Below are 17,987 nucleotides of genomic sequence, written 5' to 3'. Positions count from 1 at the left end.
GTGTAAGTCCATTCTTCATCCCTATGATGATCGCGAATATGGCCTCTGGCCAAATGTCGATCAGCTTTGGAGCAAAGGGACCGAATACCACACAGGTAACTGCATGTGCGACCGGTAGCCATTCGATCGGTGATTCTTTCCGCTTGATTCAGCGTGGAGATGCTGATGTTATGATATGCGGCGGCGCTGAAGCCACGATCCGTCCAACAGGTATGGCGGGTTTCTGCTCCATGCGTGCCATGTCGACCCGTAATGATGAGCCGGCAAAAGCAAGCCGTCCGTTTGATACAGGACGCGACGGATTCGTAATGGGTGAGGGCGCTGGAGTTCTGATTCTGGAATCCCTCGAGCATGCCCAACAACGGGGAGCTCATATCTATGCCGAGGTTATTGGTTATGGATTGAGCGGTGATGCTCACCACATGACAGAGCCAGATCCTGATGGTGCGGCTCGCTGTATGAAGATGGCAATACGTGATGCAGAGATCAATCCGGAAGACATTGATTATATCAATGCACACGGAACATCGACACCAGTCGGAGACCGATCAGAGACAAAGGCAGTCAAAATGGCACTGGGCGATCATGCATACAAAGTTGCAGTAAGCTCCACGAAATCGATGACAGGGCATCTGTTAGGCGCTGCTGGCGGTGTGGAGGCTGTGATTTGTGCTTTGAGCCTAGGGCATCAGACGATTGCCCCTACGATTAATCTGGAAGATCAGGATCCGGAATGTGATTTGGATTATGTTCCAAATCAACCAAGGAAAGCTGATTTGAATATCGTTATGTCCAATTCATTCGGGTTCGGCGGACATAATGCAACGATCATTCTGAAAAAATATGCCGAGTAAGGGGACAGTGTGTTGAGTGGAGAACTGAAGCAGTTACAGCATAAACTTCAAATCCAGTTTCGTAACGGAATGCTGCTGAAGCAGGCCTTTACCCACGCCTCATATGTCAACGAACATCGTTTTAGCCAAAGTCAGGATAACGAGCGTCTGGAGTTTCTGGGTGATGCTGTACTAGAGCTTACCGTAAGTGAGTTTTTGTACAACCTTTATCCGGATCGTCCAGAAGGGGAACTGACAAAACTCCGGGCTGCAATTGTATGCGAGCCCTCGCTTGTCAAATTCGCAGAACGACTGGACTTTGGCCGTTATGTGCTCTTAGGCAAGGGAGAAGAAATGACGGGCGGAAGAACCCGCCCGGCTCTTCTTGCTGACGTGTTCGAATCTTTTGTGGGAGCGCTCTATCTTGATCAGGGATTAGAGGCGGTACGTTCATTCTTGAGTGATCATGTGTTTCAAACTGTCACAGTGAACGGTCGACCTCAGATGAGTGACTATAAGACTGAGCTTCAAGAATTGACACAGCATCACGGTATGGGTACGCTGGAATATCGTATCGTTGAAGAGCGGGGACCTGCGCATGAACGTGAGTTTGTCTCTGAGGTATTTATGGGAAGCGAGTGCCTTGGACGCGGCAGCGGCCGATCCAAGAAAGAAGCTGAGCAGCAGGCGGCAGCAGTAGCCTTGAAGCAGCTGAAGCGAGCAAACGCCTAAGCTTTGCCGATGTGGAGGACAAACAAAGAGCAAAGATCAGTCAAGAGGACAACCGGAAAATCAGGGGTCACGACTGTTTTTTGCTCTTTTTCGTTGTCCCACTGCTGCCATGCCAGCAAGTTGTTATGGTACAATAACGGTTGAGGTGATTTGGAATATATGTTTCTGAAACGAATAGAGCTAGCGGGTTTCAAATCGTTTGCCGATAAGACGGAAATGGAATTTGTACGGGGGATTACGGCGGTTGTCGGCCCGAACGGAAGCGGAAAGAGTAATATCTCTGACGGGATTCGCTGGGTTTTAGGTGAACAAAGCGCGAAATCGCTCCGCGGCGGGAAGATGGAAGATATTATTTTTGCCGGTAGTGATGCCCGGAAAGCGGTCAATTACGGTGAAGTTTCATTGACGTTAGATAATGGGGACCACGTCCTTCCGCTTGATTTTAATGAGGTAACGGTTACACGCCGTGTACACCGCAGTGGCGACAGTGAATATTTTATAAACAAGCAGTCTTGCAGACTTAAAGATATAACTGAATTATTTATGGATACCGGTATTGGGAAAGAAGCATATTCCATTATCGGACAAGGCCGGATTGAAGAAATACTGAGCACGCGGTCCGAGGATCGCCGTGGTATTTTTGAGGAAGCTTCAGGGATTGTAAAATATAAGTCCAGGAAAAAAGAATCGGTGCGTAAGCTCGATGAAACAGAACAAAATTTGCTTCGTATTCACGATCTTGTAACGGAGCTCGAGGACCAGATTGGACCTCTGAAGGAGCAATCCGAAAAAGCGATACGCTACAAGGAACTGAAGGAGCAGCTGAAGCGGAAAGAAATATCGTTATATGTATATCAGATAGAACAGATTCATGGGGCCTGGAGCGAGGCGAATGCCAAGCTGGAGAAGCTCAAGGAAGAACAATTGGCGTTGTCAACGGTTGTATCTGCTCATGATGCGAAGCTTGAGAATGACCGTTCGGCACTACGGCAGCTGGAAGAAGAAGTAGAGAAAACACAGAGTGAGCTGCTTCATTACAGTGCGTCCTATGAGAAAAATGAGGGTTATGGTGAGGTGCTTAAGGAGCGCCGCCGTAATCTGGAACGGACCCGCGAGCAGCTTGAAGCCAGTGTAGATACGGGCGGATCCAGGCTCGAGGAAAGACAGCAGGAGCTTGCCCGGATGAAGGACAAGCTATCCACCTTGCACAAGGAGCTTTCCGAGCTAAGAGATACGTTATCCGCAGAGGAAGCAAAGCTTGTAGGCGTAACCGGCGGGATCAGTCAGCAGCAAGAGGAAGCGCTGAAGGGCAATCTCCTGGAGCTCATGAACCGGATGGCCCAGGCACGGAATGAAATTCGTTATGCGGACCAACAGTCCGAGGCTTTAGGACGCCGGATGAATCGGGCACAAGAGGAAACCGGGAAGTGGGAGAGCCAGAAGGATGAGCTTATTCACCGCAAAGAGCAAATTGAACGCAATGTGGAGAAGTTAGGCAAGGAAATTGCTGAGCTCCGCAATGGTTACATTACGGAAAGCGAACGATACCAGTCGCTTCAAAAGCTGCTGGACGAGAGCCAGGGAGCTCTTCGTAAATGGGAACAGAAGCGAGAAGCACAAATCTCCCGGCGGGACACCATGAAAGAGATGCAGGATGATTTTGACGGATTTATGCTGGGTGTTAAGGAAGTGCTTAAGGCGTCCCGCAAATCGGTTCTGCATGGGGTTCATGGTGCCGTTGCCGAGCTCATTCGTGTGCCGGAGAAGCTGGAACTCGCGATGGAAACAGCGCTGGGTGCTTCTGTACAGCATATTGTTATGGATAATGAGGCTGTATCCCGGCAAGCTATATCGTTCTTGAAGCAGCGGCAATTGGGCCGGGCAACCTTCTTGCCTCTGGACGTTATCCGTCCGCGGCAGGTATCGTCTTCTGACCGTTCACTCGCGGAAGGAGAAACAGGCTTCGTCGGGTTCGGTTCGGAGCTGGTTCAATACGATGAAAGATACAGCAATATTGTCGGCAGCCTGCTAGGAAATGTAGTGATTGCCGAAACGCTTGAGCAAGCGAATAAAATTGCTGCGCGTTTTCACTATCGTTATCGTGTTGTAACACTGGAAGGTGACGTTGTTAACGCAGGCGGTTCCATGACGGGAGGCAGTCATCACAAGAAGAGTAATAATCTTTTAGGCCGCAAACGTCAACTCGATCAGCTGGATTACGAAATTGCTGAAACAGAGAAGCAGATTGGCAAGCTTCAAAATGGTATAGAGCAGGTCAGAGGACAGATGGTTGAATCACAGGACAAGCTGGATGAGCTTCGGAAGTCCGGTGATGATAAGCGGATTGAGGAGCAGCAGGCAGCAAGTGATCGAAAACAGCTGGAGCATGAGCTGCGCCACGTCCTTGAGCAGGCTGAGCTGGCCGGACAAGAAAAGTCGAGTCAAGAGCAGGAAGCTAAAGAAATTCAGGAAAGCCGTTCCCGTGCCGAGAAATCGCTGGCGGAGCTTGAGGAAGAGGAGAAAGCAACCCATCTGGCTATACAAGCCGCAGAGTTTGCCCGTAAAGCGAATGAGTCTGCCAAGGATGAACTTCAGACTCGGTTGACTACGCTTAAGGTACGGGAGGGTAAACTGGATCAGGAGACCTTCTCGCTTGAGGAACAGATGAAGCGAATGCAATCAGATGTGAACAATCATGAGAAGGAGCAGCGTCAGAACCGTACGATGTTATCTTCCGTTCTTGCAGAGCTGGAGCAGAATGCTGCCGAGAGCGTGAAACAGATTGAAGACCTGAACCATTTCAAGTTAAAAAAGGATGAGGCCGCTAAACAGCTTGAGTTTAAACGTGCTTCCCGCGCCCAACTGAGCAAGAAGCTGGAGCTGGAAGAGAGTGAAACCAAGGAACAGCGGACACAGCTGAGAGCCGTTGAAGAAACGCTTAGACAAACTGAAATTGGTGTGAATCGACTGGATGTGGAGCTTGAAAATATCCTGAAAAAACTGAGTGAGGATTATGAGCTCAGTTATGAGCTTGCGAAGCAGCGTTATCCGATTCCTGAGGATGTGCCGGCTGTCCAAGAGAAAGTTCGTGAAATTAAACGCGGGATATCTGCGCTGGGTGATGTTAACCTGGGAGCGATTGAGGAATACCAGCGTGTGAATGAGCGCTATGAATTCTTGAGCGAGCAGAAAGCGGATCTGGTCGAAGCCAAAACAACGCTGTATCAGGTCATTAAAGAAATGGATGATGAAATGTCCAGACGTTTCAAAACGACCTTCGATGCGATACGCAGAGAGTTCGGTACGGTATTTACGAAGCTGTTCGGCGGGGGAAGAGCTGATCTGATCCTGAACGATCCTGAACGTCTGCTTGAGACAGGGATTGATATCGTAGCCCAGCCACCTGGCAAGAAGCTTCAGAACCTGCAGCTTCTCTCCGGTGGAGAGCGGGCATTGACTGCGATGGCGTTACTATTCGCGATTTTGCAAGTTAAGCCCGTACCGTTCTGTGTACTTGATGAAGTAGAAGCGGCTTTGGATGAGGCAAACGTTGTTCGTTTCGCGCAGTATCTGCGGGAATTCTCGGAGCAGACCCAGTTCATTGTCGTTACACACCGTAAAGGAACGATGGAAGAAGCCGATGTGCTGTACGGTGTAACCATGGAGGAAGGCGGCGTATCGAAGCTTGTTTCCGTTAAGCTTGAGAGTGAGGAAGCGGTTATCGCCTAATTATATATAACTATATGGAGGGACGTATGAGCTTTTTTAAGAAACTTAAAGAGAGTATTTCAACCAAGACAGAAAGTGTAACCAAACAGTTCCGCGACGGATTGGAAAAGACTCGCAAGGGGCTAGTGGAGAAGGTTTCAGACCTGGTTATTCGCCGGAAAAAAATTGATGAGGATTTTTACGAAGAGCTCGAGGAAATTTTGATTGGTGCAGATGTCGGTGTCAATACGGTGATGGATTTAATGGATGACCTTCGTGCTGAAGTGAAGAAGCGCCGTATTGAGGATGCTGCAGATCTGCAGCCCGTACTGTCCGAGAAGCTTATGGGCTTGCTCAGAGATGATAACAGCAATGAGCTCCGCATGAATCCGGACGGGATTACGGTTATTCTGTTTGTCGGCGTGAACGGGGTAGGGAAGACAACGACAATCGGAAAGCTGGCTCACCGGTTTAAACAGGAAGGCAAGAAGGTACTGCTGGCAGCAGGTGATACATTCCGCGCCGGGGCCATCGAACAGCTGGAGGTATGGGGCGAGCGTGTTGGGGTTGAGGTGATCAAGCAGCAGCCCGGTTCTGATCCGGCGGCTGTTATGTTTGACGCAGTGCAGGCTGCGAAGCAGCGCCAAGCTGACGTTCTGCTCTGTGATACAGCGGGACGACTTCAGAATAAGTCCAATCTGATGGAAGAGCTGAACAAGATTTTCCGGGTGATCCAGCGGGAGATTCCAAGTGCCCCGCATGAAGTTCTGATGGTACTGGATGCGACAACCGGGCAAAATGCACTCAGCCAGGCGAAGCTGTTCGGTGAGAAAAGCGGGGTTACAGGGCTTGTATTGACCAAGCTGGATGGTACCGCTAAAGGTGGAATTGTCATCGCAATCCGGCAGGAATTGAACCTTCCGGTGAAGCTCGTAGGATTGGGTGAGAAAATGGGTGACCTGCAGACCTTTGATTCCGAGCAATTCGTTCATGCACTGTTTGCAGGATTGATTAAGGAAGAAGCGAACACGGAAGAATCTAATTAGCGCGGCTGATTGCTGCTGATGATAAGTGAAGAGGAGTCCAAAAGTAAATCTGCTTCATGTTTTGACAGCTCACTTAATGAAAAACAAAGAATGGCGGTGTCAGGGAGCTTATCAGCGCATCTCTGTACCGCCATTTCTTGTTCTGGGCAGCAATGGGAGGAATGATTCGCATCCGCAGCGTCTCGCAGCAGCATGCTGGAGCAGCAGGACACTGCCTCTTTTTAACCATTCTCATCATCGGGGTGGTGAATACTGTCCTGTCTGGATTTGACGAAAAAATACGCTTATAATATTGAGTAAAGAAGTATAAGCATGAAAGGAAGTTGGTTATGGCTAACACACATACTTATCCCCGACGAGAAGAAATAGCCAACGCGATTACCCATGGTATTGGAGCTGTATTAAGTGCAGCTGCACTTGTATTGCTGATTGTATATTCAAGCTTAGAAGGAACCGTATGGCATGTTGTGAGCTTTACGATTTATGGAATCACCATGCTGCTGCTGTATTTGAATTCCACATTGGTTCACAGCTTTAAAGAAGGCAAGGCCAAGGACGTGTTTGAATTTCTGGACCACTCCTCCATTTATTTATTCATTGCCGGAACCTATACTCCATTTTTGCTGGTAGCGATTCGGGGAACGCTCGGTTGGAGTTTATTCGGGATTATTTGGGGCATCGCGCTATTCGGCTGCATCTTTAAAGTGTTCTTCGTCAAGAAATTCCTGTTTATGTCTACGGTATTTTACATTGCGATGGGGTGGCTGATTGTTGTTGCCTGGAATCCCCTTGCAGAAGTTGTGGCTCCTCAAGGCATGAACTTGTTGATAGGAGGCGGGATTCTCTATACCATAGGGACAATCTTTTACGTATGGAGGGCTTTTCCGTTTCATCATGCCATCTGGCATTTATTCGTTTTGGCAGGCAGTATTTTGCACTTTTTCTCAGTACTATTATATCTTCTGCCGATTAAATGAACGAAGAATGACACCCTCGTTATAAAATAGAAGGATGACAAGGAGAAATGCTTGACATCCTTCTTTGTTTTTTGTATGATAAGTTTCGTTAAGTGAACTGTAAAGTGTTTTTCCTTGACGAGGGGGGTGCCCTTAGATGAGTCAGGAGAATCGGCTCGAGAAGACGAACCGTATTAATCTGCTGTTCGATTTCTATGAACGACTGCTTACAGAGAAGCAGCAGACATTTTTGAAGAGTTACTTTCACGAGGATTTCTCACTGGGTGAGATTGCGAGTGAATTTGAAATTAGCCGTCAGGCTGTTTATGAACACATAAAGCGAGCAGAGCAGGTACTGGAGACTTATGAAGAGAAGCTCGGTCTTCTGAAAAAGCACGAGGAGCGAATCCGTGAACTGGAGAAGCTTCAAGGCTTGGTAAGCTGCAGCGCCCTGAGCGATCACGATAAGAAGCTAATGAACGATATTGTAAATCAGTTAAAGTTATGGGATTAAGTTAGAAGGACGGAGGTGGCGGATATGGCATTTGAAGGATTAACCAGCAGGCTGCAGAACGTGTTCAGCAAGCTTCGTGGTAAAGGTAAAGTATCCGAAGAGGATGTAACTGAAGTCATGCGCGAGGTTCGTCTGGCACTTCTTGAAGCCGACGTCAACTTTAAAGTCGTTAAGGAATTTGTAGCCAAGGTTAAGGAAAAGGCTATTGGCAAGGAAGTTATGGAGAGCTTTACACCAGGCATGGTCATCATCGATATTGTCAACAAGGAATTGACAGAGCTGATGGGCGGAAGTCAGTCAAAGCTTGCGAAGAGCACCAAGCCGCCAACGGTTATTATGATGGCGGGTCTGCAAGGGGCTGGTAAGACTACGACTTCCGGAAAGCTTGCCAAGCTTCTTCAGAAGCAGAATAGTCGTCCACTGCTTGTGGCTGGAGATATTTATCGTCCAGCGGCAATTAAGCAGCTCCAGGTGCTTGGAGAGCAGATTAAAGTTCCAGTATTCTCACTGGGTGACAAGACAAGCCCGGTGGAGATTGCCAAGCAGGGCTTGCAGCATGCGAAGGATAATGGTCATGATTACGTTATTATCGATACGGCCGGTCGTCTTCATGTAGATGAAGAGCTGATGGAAGAGCTCAAGCAGATTCATCAAGTTGTGAATCCCGATGAAGTTCTGCTCGTTGTCGATGCCATGACAGGCCAAGACGCTGTGAATGTTGCTGACAGCTTTAACAAGCAGCTGGAGCTGACAGGTGTTGTTCTGACCAAGCTGGATGGCGACACCCGCGGTGGTGCTGCATTATCTGTAAAGGCAGTTACAGGCTGCCCGATCAAATTCGCTGCACTGGGTGAGAAGATTGATGCCCTGGAGCCGTTCCATCCTGAGCGGATGGCATCACGTATTCTTGGAATGGGTGACATGCTCTCCCTCATTGAGAAAGCTCAGTCGAACATTGATACAGAAAAAGCCAAGGAAATGGAACGGAAGATGCGAAATGCTGAATTCACGTTCGAGGATTTCCTGGAACAAATGGATCAAGTTAAAAAGCTGGGTCCGCTGGATCAGCTAATGGACATGATTCCTGGCATGGGTAAGATGAAGCAGGCGAAGGATCTGAAGGTAGACGAGAAGCAGATGGGCCGGATTGAGGCCATCGTGTATTCCATGACTACCCAGGAGAAACAACAGCCCGATCTTATCAATCACAGCCGCCGCAAACGGATTGCTGCAGGCAGTGGTACTTCACTTGCCGAGGTGAATCGCCTGATCAAGCAGTTTGATGAGATGCGCCGGGTAATGAAGCAGTTTTCCGATATGATGGGTCCTAAGGGCGGCAAGAACAAAGCTATGAAACAGCTAAAGGGTCTGGCTGGTAAAGGAATGAAATTCCCTTTCCGTTAAGCTGATATCAGTTTATCGGGAAGATAAGGATATTTTTTGAAGGAGGTGAATTTTCAAATGGCAGTACGTATTCGTCTGAAACGCATGGGTGCTCACAAAGCTCCTTTCTACCGCGTGGTGGTTTCTGATTCCCGTTCCCCGCGTGATGGCCGTTTTATCGAGGAAATCGGTTATTACAATCCGGTTGCTCAACCGGCTGAAGTAAAGATTGATGAAGAAAAAGCGCTCAAATGGCTTCAAAACGGTGCGCAAGCATCCGATACTGTTCGCAACTTGCTTAGCAAGGCGGGCGTTATGAAGAAGTTTCATGAGCTTAAGCATCAGAAATAACACTGATCGCGAGGGTCATCTATGGAAGAATTAGTTCAGGTTATTGCTAAGGCTTTAGTGGATCATCCAGAAGATGTGACCGTGAAGACAGTGGAGAAGGAGCACTTGATTGTCTATGAACTGTACGTGCATCCTGACGATGTTGGGAAGGTCATAGGAAAGCAAGGGCGAATCGCTAAATCACTGCGCACGGTTGTCACATCGGCGGCGGTTAAAATGGATAAACGGGTAACCGTTGATATCATTTCTTAAGAATATTATTTTCTTAAAGATATACGAAAGGGGGTTAGGATGCATGTCCTAGCCCTTTTTCGTACATGCTGAAGAAATCCGGTAGTTCGAGAATGAGAGTTCAAGTATCATAACATGATGCAGGAGGAAACCATGTCTGATAAGTTATTTACCGTAGGGAAAATCGTGAATACGCATGGTATTCGTGGAGAAATAAAGGTAATGCCGCATACGGATTTTGCGGAAGAGCGTTTTGCCAGCAAGAGTAAGCTTTACATCGTGCCTGCCAAGGGTGGACAACCTGTGCCTGTAACAGTGGATAAATCCCGATTTCATAAAAACATGTATATCATAAAGCTGAATGAAATCAATGGAATCAATGACGCTGAAGCCTACAAGAACAGCCTGCTCAAAATTAGCGGCGATCTTCAAGAGGAGCTTCCGGAGAATGAGTATTACTTCCATGAAATCATTGGCTGCCGTGTGATAACAGATGATGAGCCTGCCGAGGAGCTTGGTGTGATTAGCGAGATTCTTACGCCTGGTGCTAATGATGTGTGGGTAGTCAAGACTCCCAAGGGAAAAGAGATCCTGCTTCCATCGATTCCGGATGTCGTGCTGGACGTTGATAAGGCAGCAAAATTGGTTCGTGTTCATCTGATGGAAGGACTGCTGTAAGATGAAAGTGGATGTACTGACGCTGTTCCCTGAAATGTTTGATGGCGTATTTCATACGAGCATTCTTGGTAAGGCAGCCGAGAAAGGTATTGTGTCATTAAATGCCGTCAACTTTCGCTCCTATTCCGGAAATAAACATTCACAGGTAGACGACACTCCATACGGTGGCGGAGGCGGGATGGTTCTTAAGCCGGAAGCGATCTTCTCGGCTGTTGAGGACCTTGTGTCCACACCGCCAATGAAGCGCTCAGATCATTCAGATCCTGTAGTAGACGATTTGTCAGCTTCTGCTTCAATGGAGGGGACTGCTAGGCCCGCCCGGGTTATTTTGATGTGTCCCCAAGGAGAGCCCTTTACCCAGCGTAAAGCCGAAGAGCTTGCTCGGGAAGAGCATTTGGTGTTTATTTGCGGACATTATGAAGGTTATGATGAGCGAATTCGAGAGCATTTGGTAACTGACGAATTGTCGATAGGGGACTATGTTCTGACGGGTGGAGAACTGCCGGCTATGGTGATTATTGATTCCGTTGTAAGGCTCCTGCCTGGTGTCCTGGGAAATGAAATGTCTGCTGTGACGGATTCATTCAGCACAGGGCTTCTCGAATATCCACATTACACACGTCCGGCAGATTTCAGAGGCTGGAAGGTACCGGATATATTACTAAGTGGGCATCACGCTAATATTGAGGTATGGCGAAGAGAACAGGCGTTGAAAAGAACCTTTGAACGGCGCCCTGAGCTTCTGGAAAATCTGGAGCTCACGAAGAAAGACATAATTTATTTGGATAAGCTTCGAGCGGAACATGAGCTTAAGCATGATAAATCGACATAGAATACGCATATAAAGAGAAAGCCTGTCTTGCAGGCTTTCTCTTTTTTTGTGGGAAAATGTTACATAATGGATGGGCTGTTCAGCATATTATACGTTATTCATGTTAGTTAAGATGGAGGTTATATATGCATCGTTTCGGGACCGTATAATCAAGCATGTACTCATAGCTGCTGAGCCGAAAATGATTGTAGAGGTTGCCGTATGGCCGGAGAGATATGTACATTGATCCGGAATCGATTCCAAAAATCAGTCGGTATCCTTATGCAACCAAAGGAATAAAGCCGGGACAATCTGAGCTGTTGGAGTTTGGCGGTTTTAACCATACTGGTGGAGATTGTAATGGTGTGAGAAGATCGTTTAGATATTGATTCAACACTCTTCCTGTTTAGATCACGGGGGAGTTCTTTTTTGTCTGTTATGAACATGTGAGTGATGAACAATGGAATGGAGGTCGTTGGGGATATGAGAAGTAATAACAAGAAGAAAAAACGCATGATGATTGTTCCTACTTCAGTACGTTTGCGAATAAAAAAGGCTCAGGCAGATTGGTATGTACTTAACGTAAAGCAATTAGGCACTTATATAAATGAGGTGTTCACGACTCAAGGGAGTGACAATTTTACTTTGTTAAAGCAGCAAATTCAAGAATTGGGCAAATACATTAATGAAATGCCTTTTACCTTAAGTGAAAAGAGAAGCGTTCGAGAAGCAGCTCAGGAGATTGCTATTATTCCGGATTTATTGAATATAGAGGAGATTAGAGAAAAATTGATCTCTTTCCTTGAAGTGATTACACAGCTTTCCACACGAATCGGGTTAGAAGAGGCTGTTACGCCAGCTATCGATTCTGCCATAGCTATCATTCATGTGGAGAAGGATGATGAAATGTCTGCGATTTCAGCAATTTCTCCGAAGGAAGATGAACGAGTAACCGATATTAGCTTAGCTTTAGCCATCAGTCAAGATGATCTGAATATCCCATTTGAAGAGGAATCATCCATACTGCAATCTTTAAATGAAGTTTCGCATTCTATTGCTCAGGGTGCTCAAGGTGAGATTCCGCAGCAAACCGTTGAAAGCGATCTGGGAGATACAGGTGAAATGGGAGCTACAGAGGAGACAGAAGCTGCAGGGGTCATCGAAGGAACTGCAGGACGAACAGGAGGAACAGGAGCAGCTGGTGCAACGGAAGAAACAAGAGCAACAAGAGCAGTAGCAGACCAGACGACAGTAGGCGGGAGTCTATTATTTGTCAGTGACGGAGTGCCGCAGACAGTTGCTTCTGGCGCCCCTATTATATTTAATGAGGATTCGCTGCAAGGCATATCCTTTAATGGAACTACGACATTGACCATAGCTGAAGAAGGCTTCTATTACTTGGATTGGCAAGTTTCTTTAGCGAATGGTCAGGATGCTCCAAATACCTTTGGAATTGTCGTTGATGGCAGCACAGCTGCTATGAATACAAATTCCACAATTGCAGTAGTTACAGGTTCCTCAGTGATTAATTTGGCTGCTGGAAGTACGGTCGAACTAAATAATCTCTCTCCAGCGTCAAAAGATATTACAGCTCCTTCTGCAGGTACCAGGCTCTCTATATTTAGAATCGGTTCATAAAATTCCCAATGGAGGAGAGATGCAGAGGCCAGAAAATAGGGTAATAGTATCATGGCCGAGTAAAAGGGAAAGATTTTAGGAGGATTTATATCATGGATAAAACAACCAACTATAATGAACAATACAATCATATGAATAAAAAGGATGAGGAAGTGCAGTTTCATACGGTGGATGATATTTTAGCCTATTACGCTGAACGGCATGGAACTAAAGTGAATAATAACAAAGAAGCCCTGAGTTAATTGCAGGGAATGAAGTGAACGGGAAATTATATACGGGCACAAGACAGTATATGATCAAAACCACTCTACGAATGGAGACATTCTGATGCAGTGGCTTTTTTATGATAATACAGTATTGGATTGTTAGGTGTTAATTATTCATTCTACTTGCTTATGCATAGGATGTGTGTTAAAATTTCTTTTGTTGTGAATACGGTGGTCCTCTGCGGATAATGATGAGAACAAATGGTTCTTCGGAAGATGCAAGAACGCCTGTGTGAGAGGAGGGAGTCCTAGATGAATATCGTACAAGCGATTACTCAAGAGCAACTTCGTAAGGATATTCCGAGCTTTCGTCCTGGCGACACTTTAAAAGTGCACGTTAAGGTTATCGAAGGATCTCGTGAGCGTGTCCAGTTGTTCGAAGGTGTTGTAATTAAACGTCGCGGTGGCGGAATCAGTGAGACTTTTACAGTTCGTAAAATTTCTTACGGTGTTGGTGTGGAAAGAACTTTCCCAATCAACTCGCCTAAAATCGAGAAAATCGAAGTGGCTCGCCGTGGTAAAGTACGTCGTGCGAAGCTTTATTATCTTCGTGAACTTCGTGGTAAAGCAGCGAGAATTAAAGAAATTCGTCGTTAATTTAACGGACGGTAAAAGGGGCTTGTGCACGTATACAAGCCCCTTTTGTATATCCAAATAACTCATATCCATGCTGTAGAATCATCAATAAAGAGAGGACGGTGAAGTATGCAGCAAGATACACAGCAAGGGGCATTGGAGTCGAGAGATTCAGAACAACCAGACAAGAAGAAAAAGAATGAAATCGTAGAGTGGATCAAGGCACTGCTTATTGCGTTAATTCTGGTAGTGCTTATTCGCTGGCTGCTATTCCAGCCTTTTATTGTACAGGGTCCATCTATGCAGCCTACCTTTGTAACTGGCCAGAAGATTATTGTAAATGAGATTTTATATGATATACGTAAGCCTCAACGCGGAGAGGTGATTGTTCTCCATGTACCATCTGAGGGAAGAGATTTCATCAAACGTGTTATAGCTGTAGCCGGAGATACGGTTCAAGTTGAAGGCGATAAAGTAATAGTGAATGGTAAGCAGGTAAATGAAACTTACATACAGGAAGCTGTCGATCAAGCACATGCAGAGGATAGACTTTATAACAGTTTGAACTTCCCTAACAATGATTTCCCGGATGGCAAGGTTCCTGAAGGGCATGTATTCGTTATGGGAGACAACCGATCCAATAGTACAGACAGTCGAATGATTGGATACATTCCTTTGGAAGATATTGTTGGCCGGGCAGAGCTGATCTTTTGGCCGCTTAAAGATATAGGTATGATCAAGCATTAGCAGGGAATAAGAAAAGTAATGGAATAGGAATTTTTGTGAGGTGACGACGTTGACGATACAATGGTTTCCAGGACATATGACAAAAGCACGCCGTCAAATAGAGGATAAACTGAAGCTAATTGATGCTGTTATTGAGCTGATTGACGCCAGACTGCCGCTTTCCAGCCGCAATCCGATGATCGACGATATTTTGCAGGGAAAGCCGCGCCTGATCATTATGAATAAGGCTGATTTGGCAGATCCTGAAGTGACACGTCAGTGGCTGGCTTATTTTAAAGAGCAAGGGCACACGGCGCTTCCGGTGGATGCTGCAACAGGAACTGGGGTAAAGGATATACCGGATCAGGTAAAACTGCTCCTTAAAGAGAAAATTGACAAAATGAAAGCCAAGGGCATAAATCCGCGTGCGATGCGTGTTCTGATTGTAGGCATTCCGAATGTGGGCAAATCCACATTAATTAACCGGCTAGCCGGCCGCAGTATCGCGGCAACCGGAGACCGTCCGGGTGTGACCAAAGGACAGCAATGGATAAAGGTTGCAGGCGGAGAGATGGAACTGCTCGATACGCCGGGAATTTTGTGGCCTAAGTTTGAGGATCAGAATGTTGGATACCGTCTGGCCGTGACCGGAGCCATCCGAGAGGAAATATTGAACGTTGAGGATATCGCTTTTTTTGCGGTGAAATATTTGTCTAAATATTACTGGGAGCCTATGAGTGAGCGTTTTGATCTGAAACAGCGGCCTGAGGATTTTGAGAATCCGGATGAAATTGTGACGGTTATGGAGGACATCGGGCGTAAACGTGGATGCATTATGAGCGGCGGACGAGTGGATTTGGAGAAAGCCTCAAGCATTTTTCTGCGTGAGCTGCGTGCCGGTAAAATGGGACGCATCTCGATGGAAGCACCATATTAATAGTTAACAACATTAGGCGATGTTTATGAATAAAGAAGAAAGTCTGCGGTATGCTTGCCGTAGACTTTTTTTATTGGAATAATTTGTCGTAAAATTTATTGACATCTTCCTGACAGCATGTATAAGATTAGTTAATTTATAGCCTACTACATTAGACAGGGGGAAACAGAGCATGTTCGGAAAGACGCAGTATCGTTCAATTAACGCTATGTTAAATCGCAAGCTCGAAGAAAAAGGGGTTTTAATTGCCGTTCACCGCGGCAGCTCGGGAGGGCATATTATCGAGAACACCATTCCCGCTTATAAAGCTGCTATCCAGCAGGGCGGGGATATGTTTGAAGCGGATGTTATCCAATCAACGGACGGTGTTCTATTTACGTTTCATAACGGGGAAGAACCAAGGCTATTAAATGTGCCTGACAATATCAAAACGATGGATTCAGCCACAATAGACCGTATGCAATACCGTAATGCTATCGGAAACATAAGCCGCTATAAGATAGAACGCCTGCATGATGTATTAGCCGCGTTTAAAGGGGAAGACGTGCTGATGAACATTGACCGCGCATGGGACATATGGGCAGAATTGCTCCCGGCACTGGATCAGCATGACATGATGGAGCAAATTTTGCTGAAAGGTCCTGTAAGGCGGGAGCATTTGGACTATCTGAATGAATATCCGGGCAAGTATATGTTTATGCCAATCGTCGATTCGGAAGCAGATATCGAAATTATGCTGGAGTATACCGATATTAACCTGGTCGGTATGGAATTGGTAGCGGACAGTGAGACCCATCCCTTATTTCAGGATGAACTCATTGCCTTTCTCAAAAGCAAAAACTTATTCGTATGGGCCAATGCGATCGTCTTAAATGATGAGAGGGTGCTGTTTGCCAAATATGATGACAATACGTCGATCATACAAGACCCTGCTCTCGGATGGGGACGGTTATTGAATAAAAAAGTGGATGTTATCCAGACCGACTGGCCTGCCTTGCTGTCAGCCTATCGAAACAAAAGACTAAGGTAGTTTTTTGGTGAGAGGTGTGTCTCTTTTACATAGAAGGCATTTTTCAGAAGCCCGTCATGATCGGTGTAATTTTGCCGTTAGTTGTGTCGTGATACCTTCAATTATGTTAATCTATTAACTAGCCGTGCTGAGCTTTGATAGATTTTCATCCAGGATGCCGGCATCTCTGGAAATTGAGGAGTTATGGTATGAAAAAAGCTGAAGAGATCGATCTGTTGAAATATGAGCGTGAATATGGTGAGCGTTATAGACATATTGCGGGTATAGATGAGGTGGGACGCGGCTGTTTGTTCGGCGACGTCGTGGCAGCAGCTGTGATTCTCCCCCAAGGCCTGGTTATTGAGGGAATCAACGATTCCAAAAAATTGAGCGCGAAGAAACGCGACTCTCTCTATGACGAAATTATGGAGAAGGCACTGGCCGTAGGCGTTGGGCAGGTGAATGCTGCCGAAATTGACCGCATCAACATCAAGCAGGCGGCCCGTCTGGCAATGAAAATCGCGCTGGAGCAGCTGATCGTGAAGCCTGATTTTCTGCTGGTGGATGCTGAAAAAGTGGACTGCGATATTCCTCAGCTGGCAGTGATTAAGGGAGACGCCAACAGCCAGTCTATTGCGGCCGCATCCATAGTTGCCAAAGTGACACGTGACCGGCTGTGTGAGGGAGAATGGGAGTCGCTGTACCCTGATTACGGAATTGCAATTCATAAGGGTTATGCGACCAAGCTTCACCGCGAGCAGCTTCAGCTGCTCGGGCCGACCCCTATGCACAGAAGAAGCTTTCTGAAAAATATGGAGATCGAGCAGCTGTCCCTGTTCTGATTATTCGGCAGCCCGCCTTGCGAAAAGGCGGGCTGCTGCCGATATATAAGGAAAAGAAGCGTATGGAGGGCAGAACGTGAACATAGGATCATTGATTCGCGGGCTTCTGGGACAGCAAAAGCCAGGGGACGCCAAAACATTGGAAATGAAGCCGGGTCAGGTCGTTCGCGGCGTTGTCCTGAGCTTATCGGAGGATGGTCAGGAAGCCGTTGTTCAAATACAGGGTGTGCAGGTAAGAGCCAAGCTGGAGACCCCGCTGCGCCTGGGAGAAACCGCTCTGCTTCAGGTACAGGCCCAGGAGGAAGGGGGAACACCGGTCCTCAAGCCGGTGAGTCTGTCCCAAGGACAGGCATTGTCCGCCAGCTCGATGGACGAGGCTCTCGGCTTTGCGGGCATGGCGGATACGAAGGAGAACCGCGAGTTGATGCGGGCGCTGCAGACAGCGGGTGTGCCGCTCACTAAGGAGAACCTGGCACAGTTTAAAGACGTGTTGGCGATGAAGCCAGGGCATGTCCCGGCCGGAGAATGGTCGGAGTCAGCGGCCATCGCCTTTCACCGTGGTCTGCCCATTACACCAGAAAGCGTTAGAGGCTTGCAGCAGGCGGTGTTTGGACCTCCGCTGCACCAGCTGCTGCAGGTGCTGGAGGAGCAGGTCGGCCGCGCCCAGCAGGCTCCGGCTGCGGGCGGGCAGGCCCTGCTGGCAAAGCTGCAGGGGCTCCTGCACCAGCTGCGCGCTGAGCTTGCGCAGCA

At 47.2% G+C, this 17,987-nt stretch carries 19 protein-coding genes; all 19 read left to right on the top strand.

Annotated elements, in window-relative coordinates; genetic code table 11:
• Nucleotides 1-854, top strand: an 854-nt coding sequence (locus BN1234_RS16810; RefSeq protein ID WP_054957814.1) for a beta-ketoacyl-[acyl-carrier-protein] synthase II, incomplete at its 5' end; no start/stop codon positions are given.
• Between the two features lie 12 nt (nucleotides 855-866).
• The gene (gene rnc, locus BN1234_RS16805; RefSeq protein ID WP_054957812.1) at nucleotides 867-1,565 is read left to right on the top strand and encodes a ribonuclease III; all 699 of its coding nucleotides are present in this window, start codon (nucleotides 867-869) and stop codon (nucleotides 1,563-1,565) included.
• A gap of 159 nt (nucleotides 1,566-1,724) precedes the next feature.
• A complete protein-coding gene (gene smc / locus BN1234_RS16800) occupies nucleotides 1,725-5,294 on the top strand; it encodes a chromosome segregation protein SMC (RefSeq protein WP_054957811.1) in 3,570 nt (1,189 codons plus the stop codon).
• A 26-nt stretch (nucleotides 5,295-5,320) separates the two neighbouring features.
• Nucleotides 5,321-6,319, top strand: coding sequence for a signal recognition particle-docking protein FtsY (gene ftsY, locus BN1234_RS16795; RefSeq protein ID WP_054957810.1), 999 nt, complete (start codon nucleotides 5,321-5,323; stop codon nucleotides 6,317-6,319).
• 329 nt (nucleotides 6,320-6,648) lie between these two features.
• Nucleotides 6,649-7,296: a PAQR family membrane homeostasis protein TrhA gene (trhA, locus tag BN1234_RS16785; RefSeq protein ID WP_054957808.1), complete on the top strand. Its 648-nt coding sequence runs from the start codon at nucleotides 6,649-6,651 to the stop codon at nucleotides 7,294-7,296.
• Nucleotides 7,297-7,432: 136 nt separating this feature from the next.
• Nucleotides 7,433-7,789, top strand: coding sequence for a putative DNA-binding protein (locus BN1234_RS16780; RefSeq protein WP_054957807.1), 357 nt, complete (start codon nucleotides 7,433-7,435; stop codon nucleotides 7,787-7,789).
• A 24-nt stretch (nucleotides 7,790-7,813) separates the two neighbouring features.
• The gene (gene ffh / locus BN1234_RS16775; protein WP_054957806.1) at nucleotides 7,814-9,193 is read left to right on the top strand and encodes a signal recognition particle protein; all 1,380 of its coding nucleotides are present in this window, start codon (nucleotides 7,814-7,816) and stop codon (nucleotides 9,191-9,193) included.
• A gap of 57 nt (nucleotides 9,194-9,250) precedes the next feature.
• The gene (gene rpsP / locus BN1234_RS16770) at nucleotides 9,251-9,523 is read left to right on the top strand and encodes a 30S ribosomal protein S16 (protein WP_054957805.1); all 273 of its coding nucleotides are present in this window, start codon (nucleotides 9,251-9,253) and stop codon (nucleotides 9,521-9,523) included.
• A 21-nt stretch (nucleotides 9,524-9,544) separates the two neighbouring features.
• Nucleotides 9,545-9,775 carry a KH domain-containing protein gene (locus tag BN1234_RS16765; RefSeq protein ID WP_054957804.1) on the top strand — a complete coding sequence of 77 codons (231 nt, stop codon included), beginning with the start codon at nucleotides 9,545-9,547 and terminating at the stop codon, nucleotides 9,773-9,775.
• Nucleotides 9,776-9,907: 132 nt separating this feature from the next.
• Complete coding sequence (gene rimM / locus BN1234_RS16760) at nucleotides 9,908-10,432, top strand: ribosome maturation factor RimM (RefSeq protein WP_054957803.1); 525 nt, start codon at nucleotides 9,908-9,910, stop codon at nucleotides 10,430-10,432.
• Between the two features lies 1 nt (nucleotide 10,433).
• Nucleotides 10,434-11,264 carry a tRNA (guanosine(37)-N1)-methyltransferase TrmD gene (gene trmD / locus BN1234_RS16755; protein WP_054957802.1) on the top strand — a complete coding sequence of 277 codons (831 nt, stop codon included), beginning with the start codon at nucleotides 10,434-10,436 and terminating at the stop codon, nucleotides 11,262-11,264.
• Nucleotides 11,265-11,756: 492 nt separating this feature from the next.
• On the top strand, nucleotides 11,757-12,881 hold the full coding sequence (locus BN1234_RS16750) for a Gly-Xaa-Xaa repeat protein (RefSeq protein WP_170308069.1): 1,125 nt from the start codon (nucleotides 11,757-11,759) through the stop codon (nucleotides 12,879-12,881).
• A gap of 92 nt (nucleotides 12,882-12,973) precedes the next feature.
• The gene (locus BN1234_RS22305; protein ID WP_156337248.1) at nucleotides 12,974-13,123 is read left to right on the top strand and encodes a hypothetical protein; all 150 of its coding nucleotides are present in this window, start codon (nucleotides 12,974-12,976) and stop codon (nucleotides 13,121-13,123) included.
• Nucleotides 13,124-13,399: 276 nt separating this feature from the next.
• Complete coding sequence (gene rplS, locus BN1234_RS16745; protein WP_054957800.1) at nucleotides 13,400-13,744, top strand: 50S ribosomal protein L19; 345 nt, start codon at nucleotides 13,400-13,402, stop codon at nucleotides 13,742-13,744.
• Between the two features lie 108 nt (nucleotides 13,745-13,852).
• Nucleotides 13,853-14,470, top strand: coding sequence for a signal peptidase I (lepB, locus tag BN1234_RS16740; protein WP_054957799.1), 618 nt, complete (start codon nucleotides 13,853-13,855; stop codon nucleotides 14,468-14,470).
• Between the two features lie 49 nt (nucleotides 14,471-14,519).
• A complete protein-coding gene (gene ylqF, locus BN1234_RS16735; RefSeq protein ID WP_054957798.1) occupies nucleotides 14,520-15,386 on the top strand; it encodes a ribosome biogenesis GTPase YlqF in 867 nt (288 codons plus the stop codon).
• Nucleotides 15,387-15,558: 172 nt separating this feature from the next.
• Nucleotides 15,559-16,416 (top strand): glycerophosphodiester phosphodiesterase family protein, encoded by an 858-nt coding sequence (locus tag BN1234_RS16730; protein WP_054957797.1) that lies wholly within the window; start codon nucleotides 15,559-15,561, stop codon nucleotides 16,414-16,416.
• A 188-nt stretch (nucleotides 16,417-16,604) separates the two neighbouring features.
• Nucleotides 16,605-17,237 carry a ribonuclease HII gene (rnhB, locus tag BN1234_RS16725; RefSeq protein ID WP_082423251.1) on the top strand — a complete coding sequence of 211 codons (633 nt, stop codon included), beginning with the start codon at nucleotides 16,605-16,607 and terminating at the stop codon, nucleotides 17,235-17,237.
• Between the two features lie 76 nt (nucleotides 17,238-17,313).
• Nucleotides 17,314-17,987 (top strand): TP0910 N-terminal domain-containing protein (locus tag BN1234_RS16720; RefSeq protein ID WP_503121324.1); only part of this gene is annotated, 674 nt, incomplete at its 3' end.

The organism is Paenibacillus dakarensis, from assembly GCF_001373415.1.
Lineage (GTDB): Bacteria > Bacillota > Bacilli > Paenibacillales > Paenibacillaceae > Paenibacillus_AQ > Paenibacillus_AQ dakarensis.
This window is presented reverse-complemented; position numbering and strand designations above follow the sequence as displayed.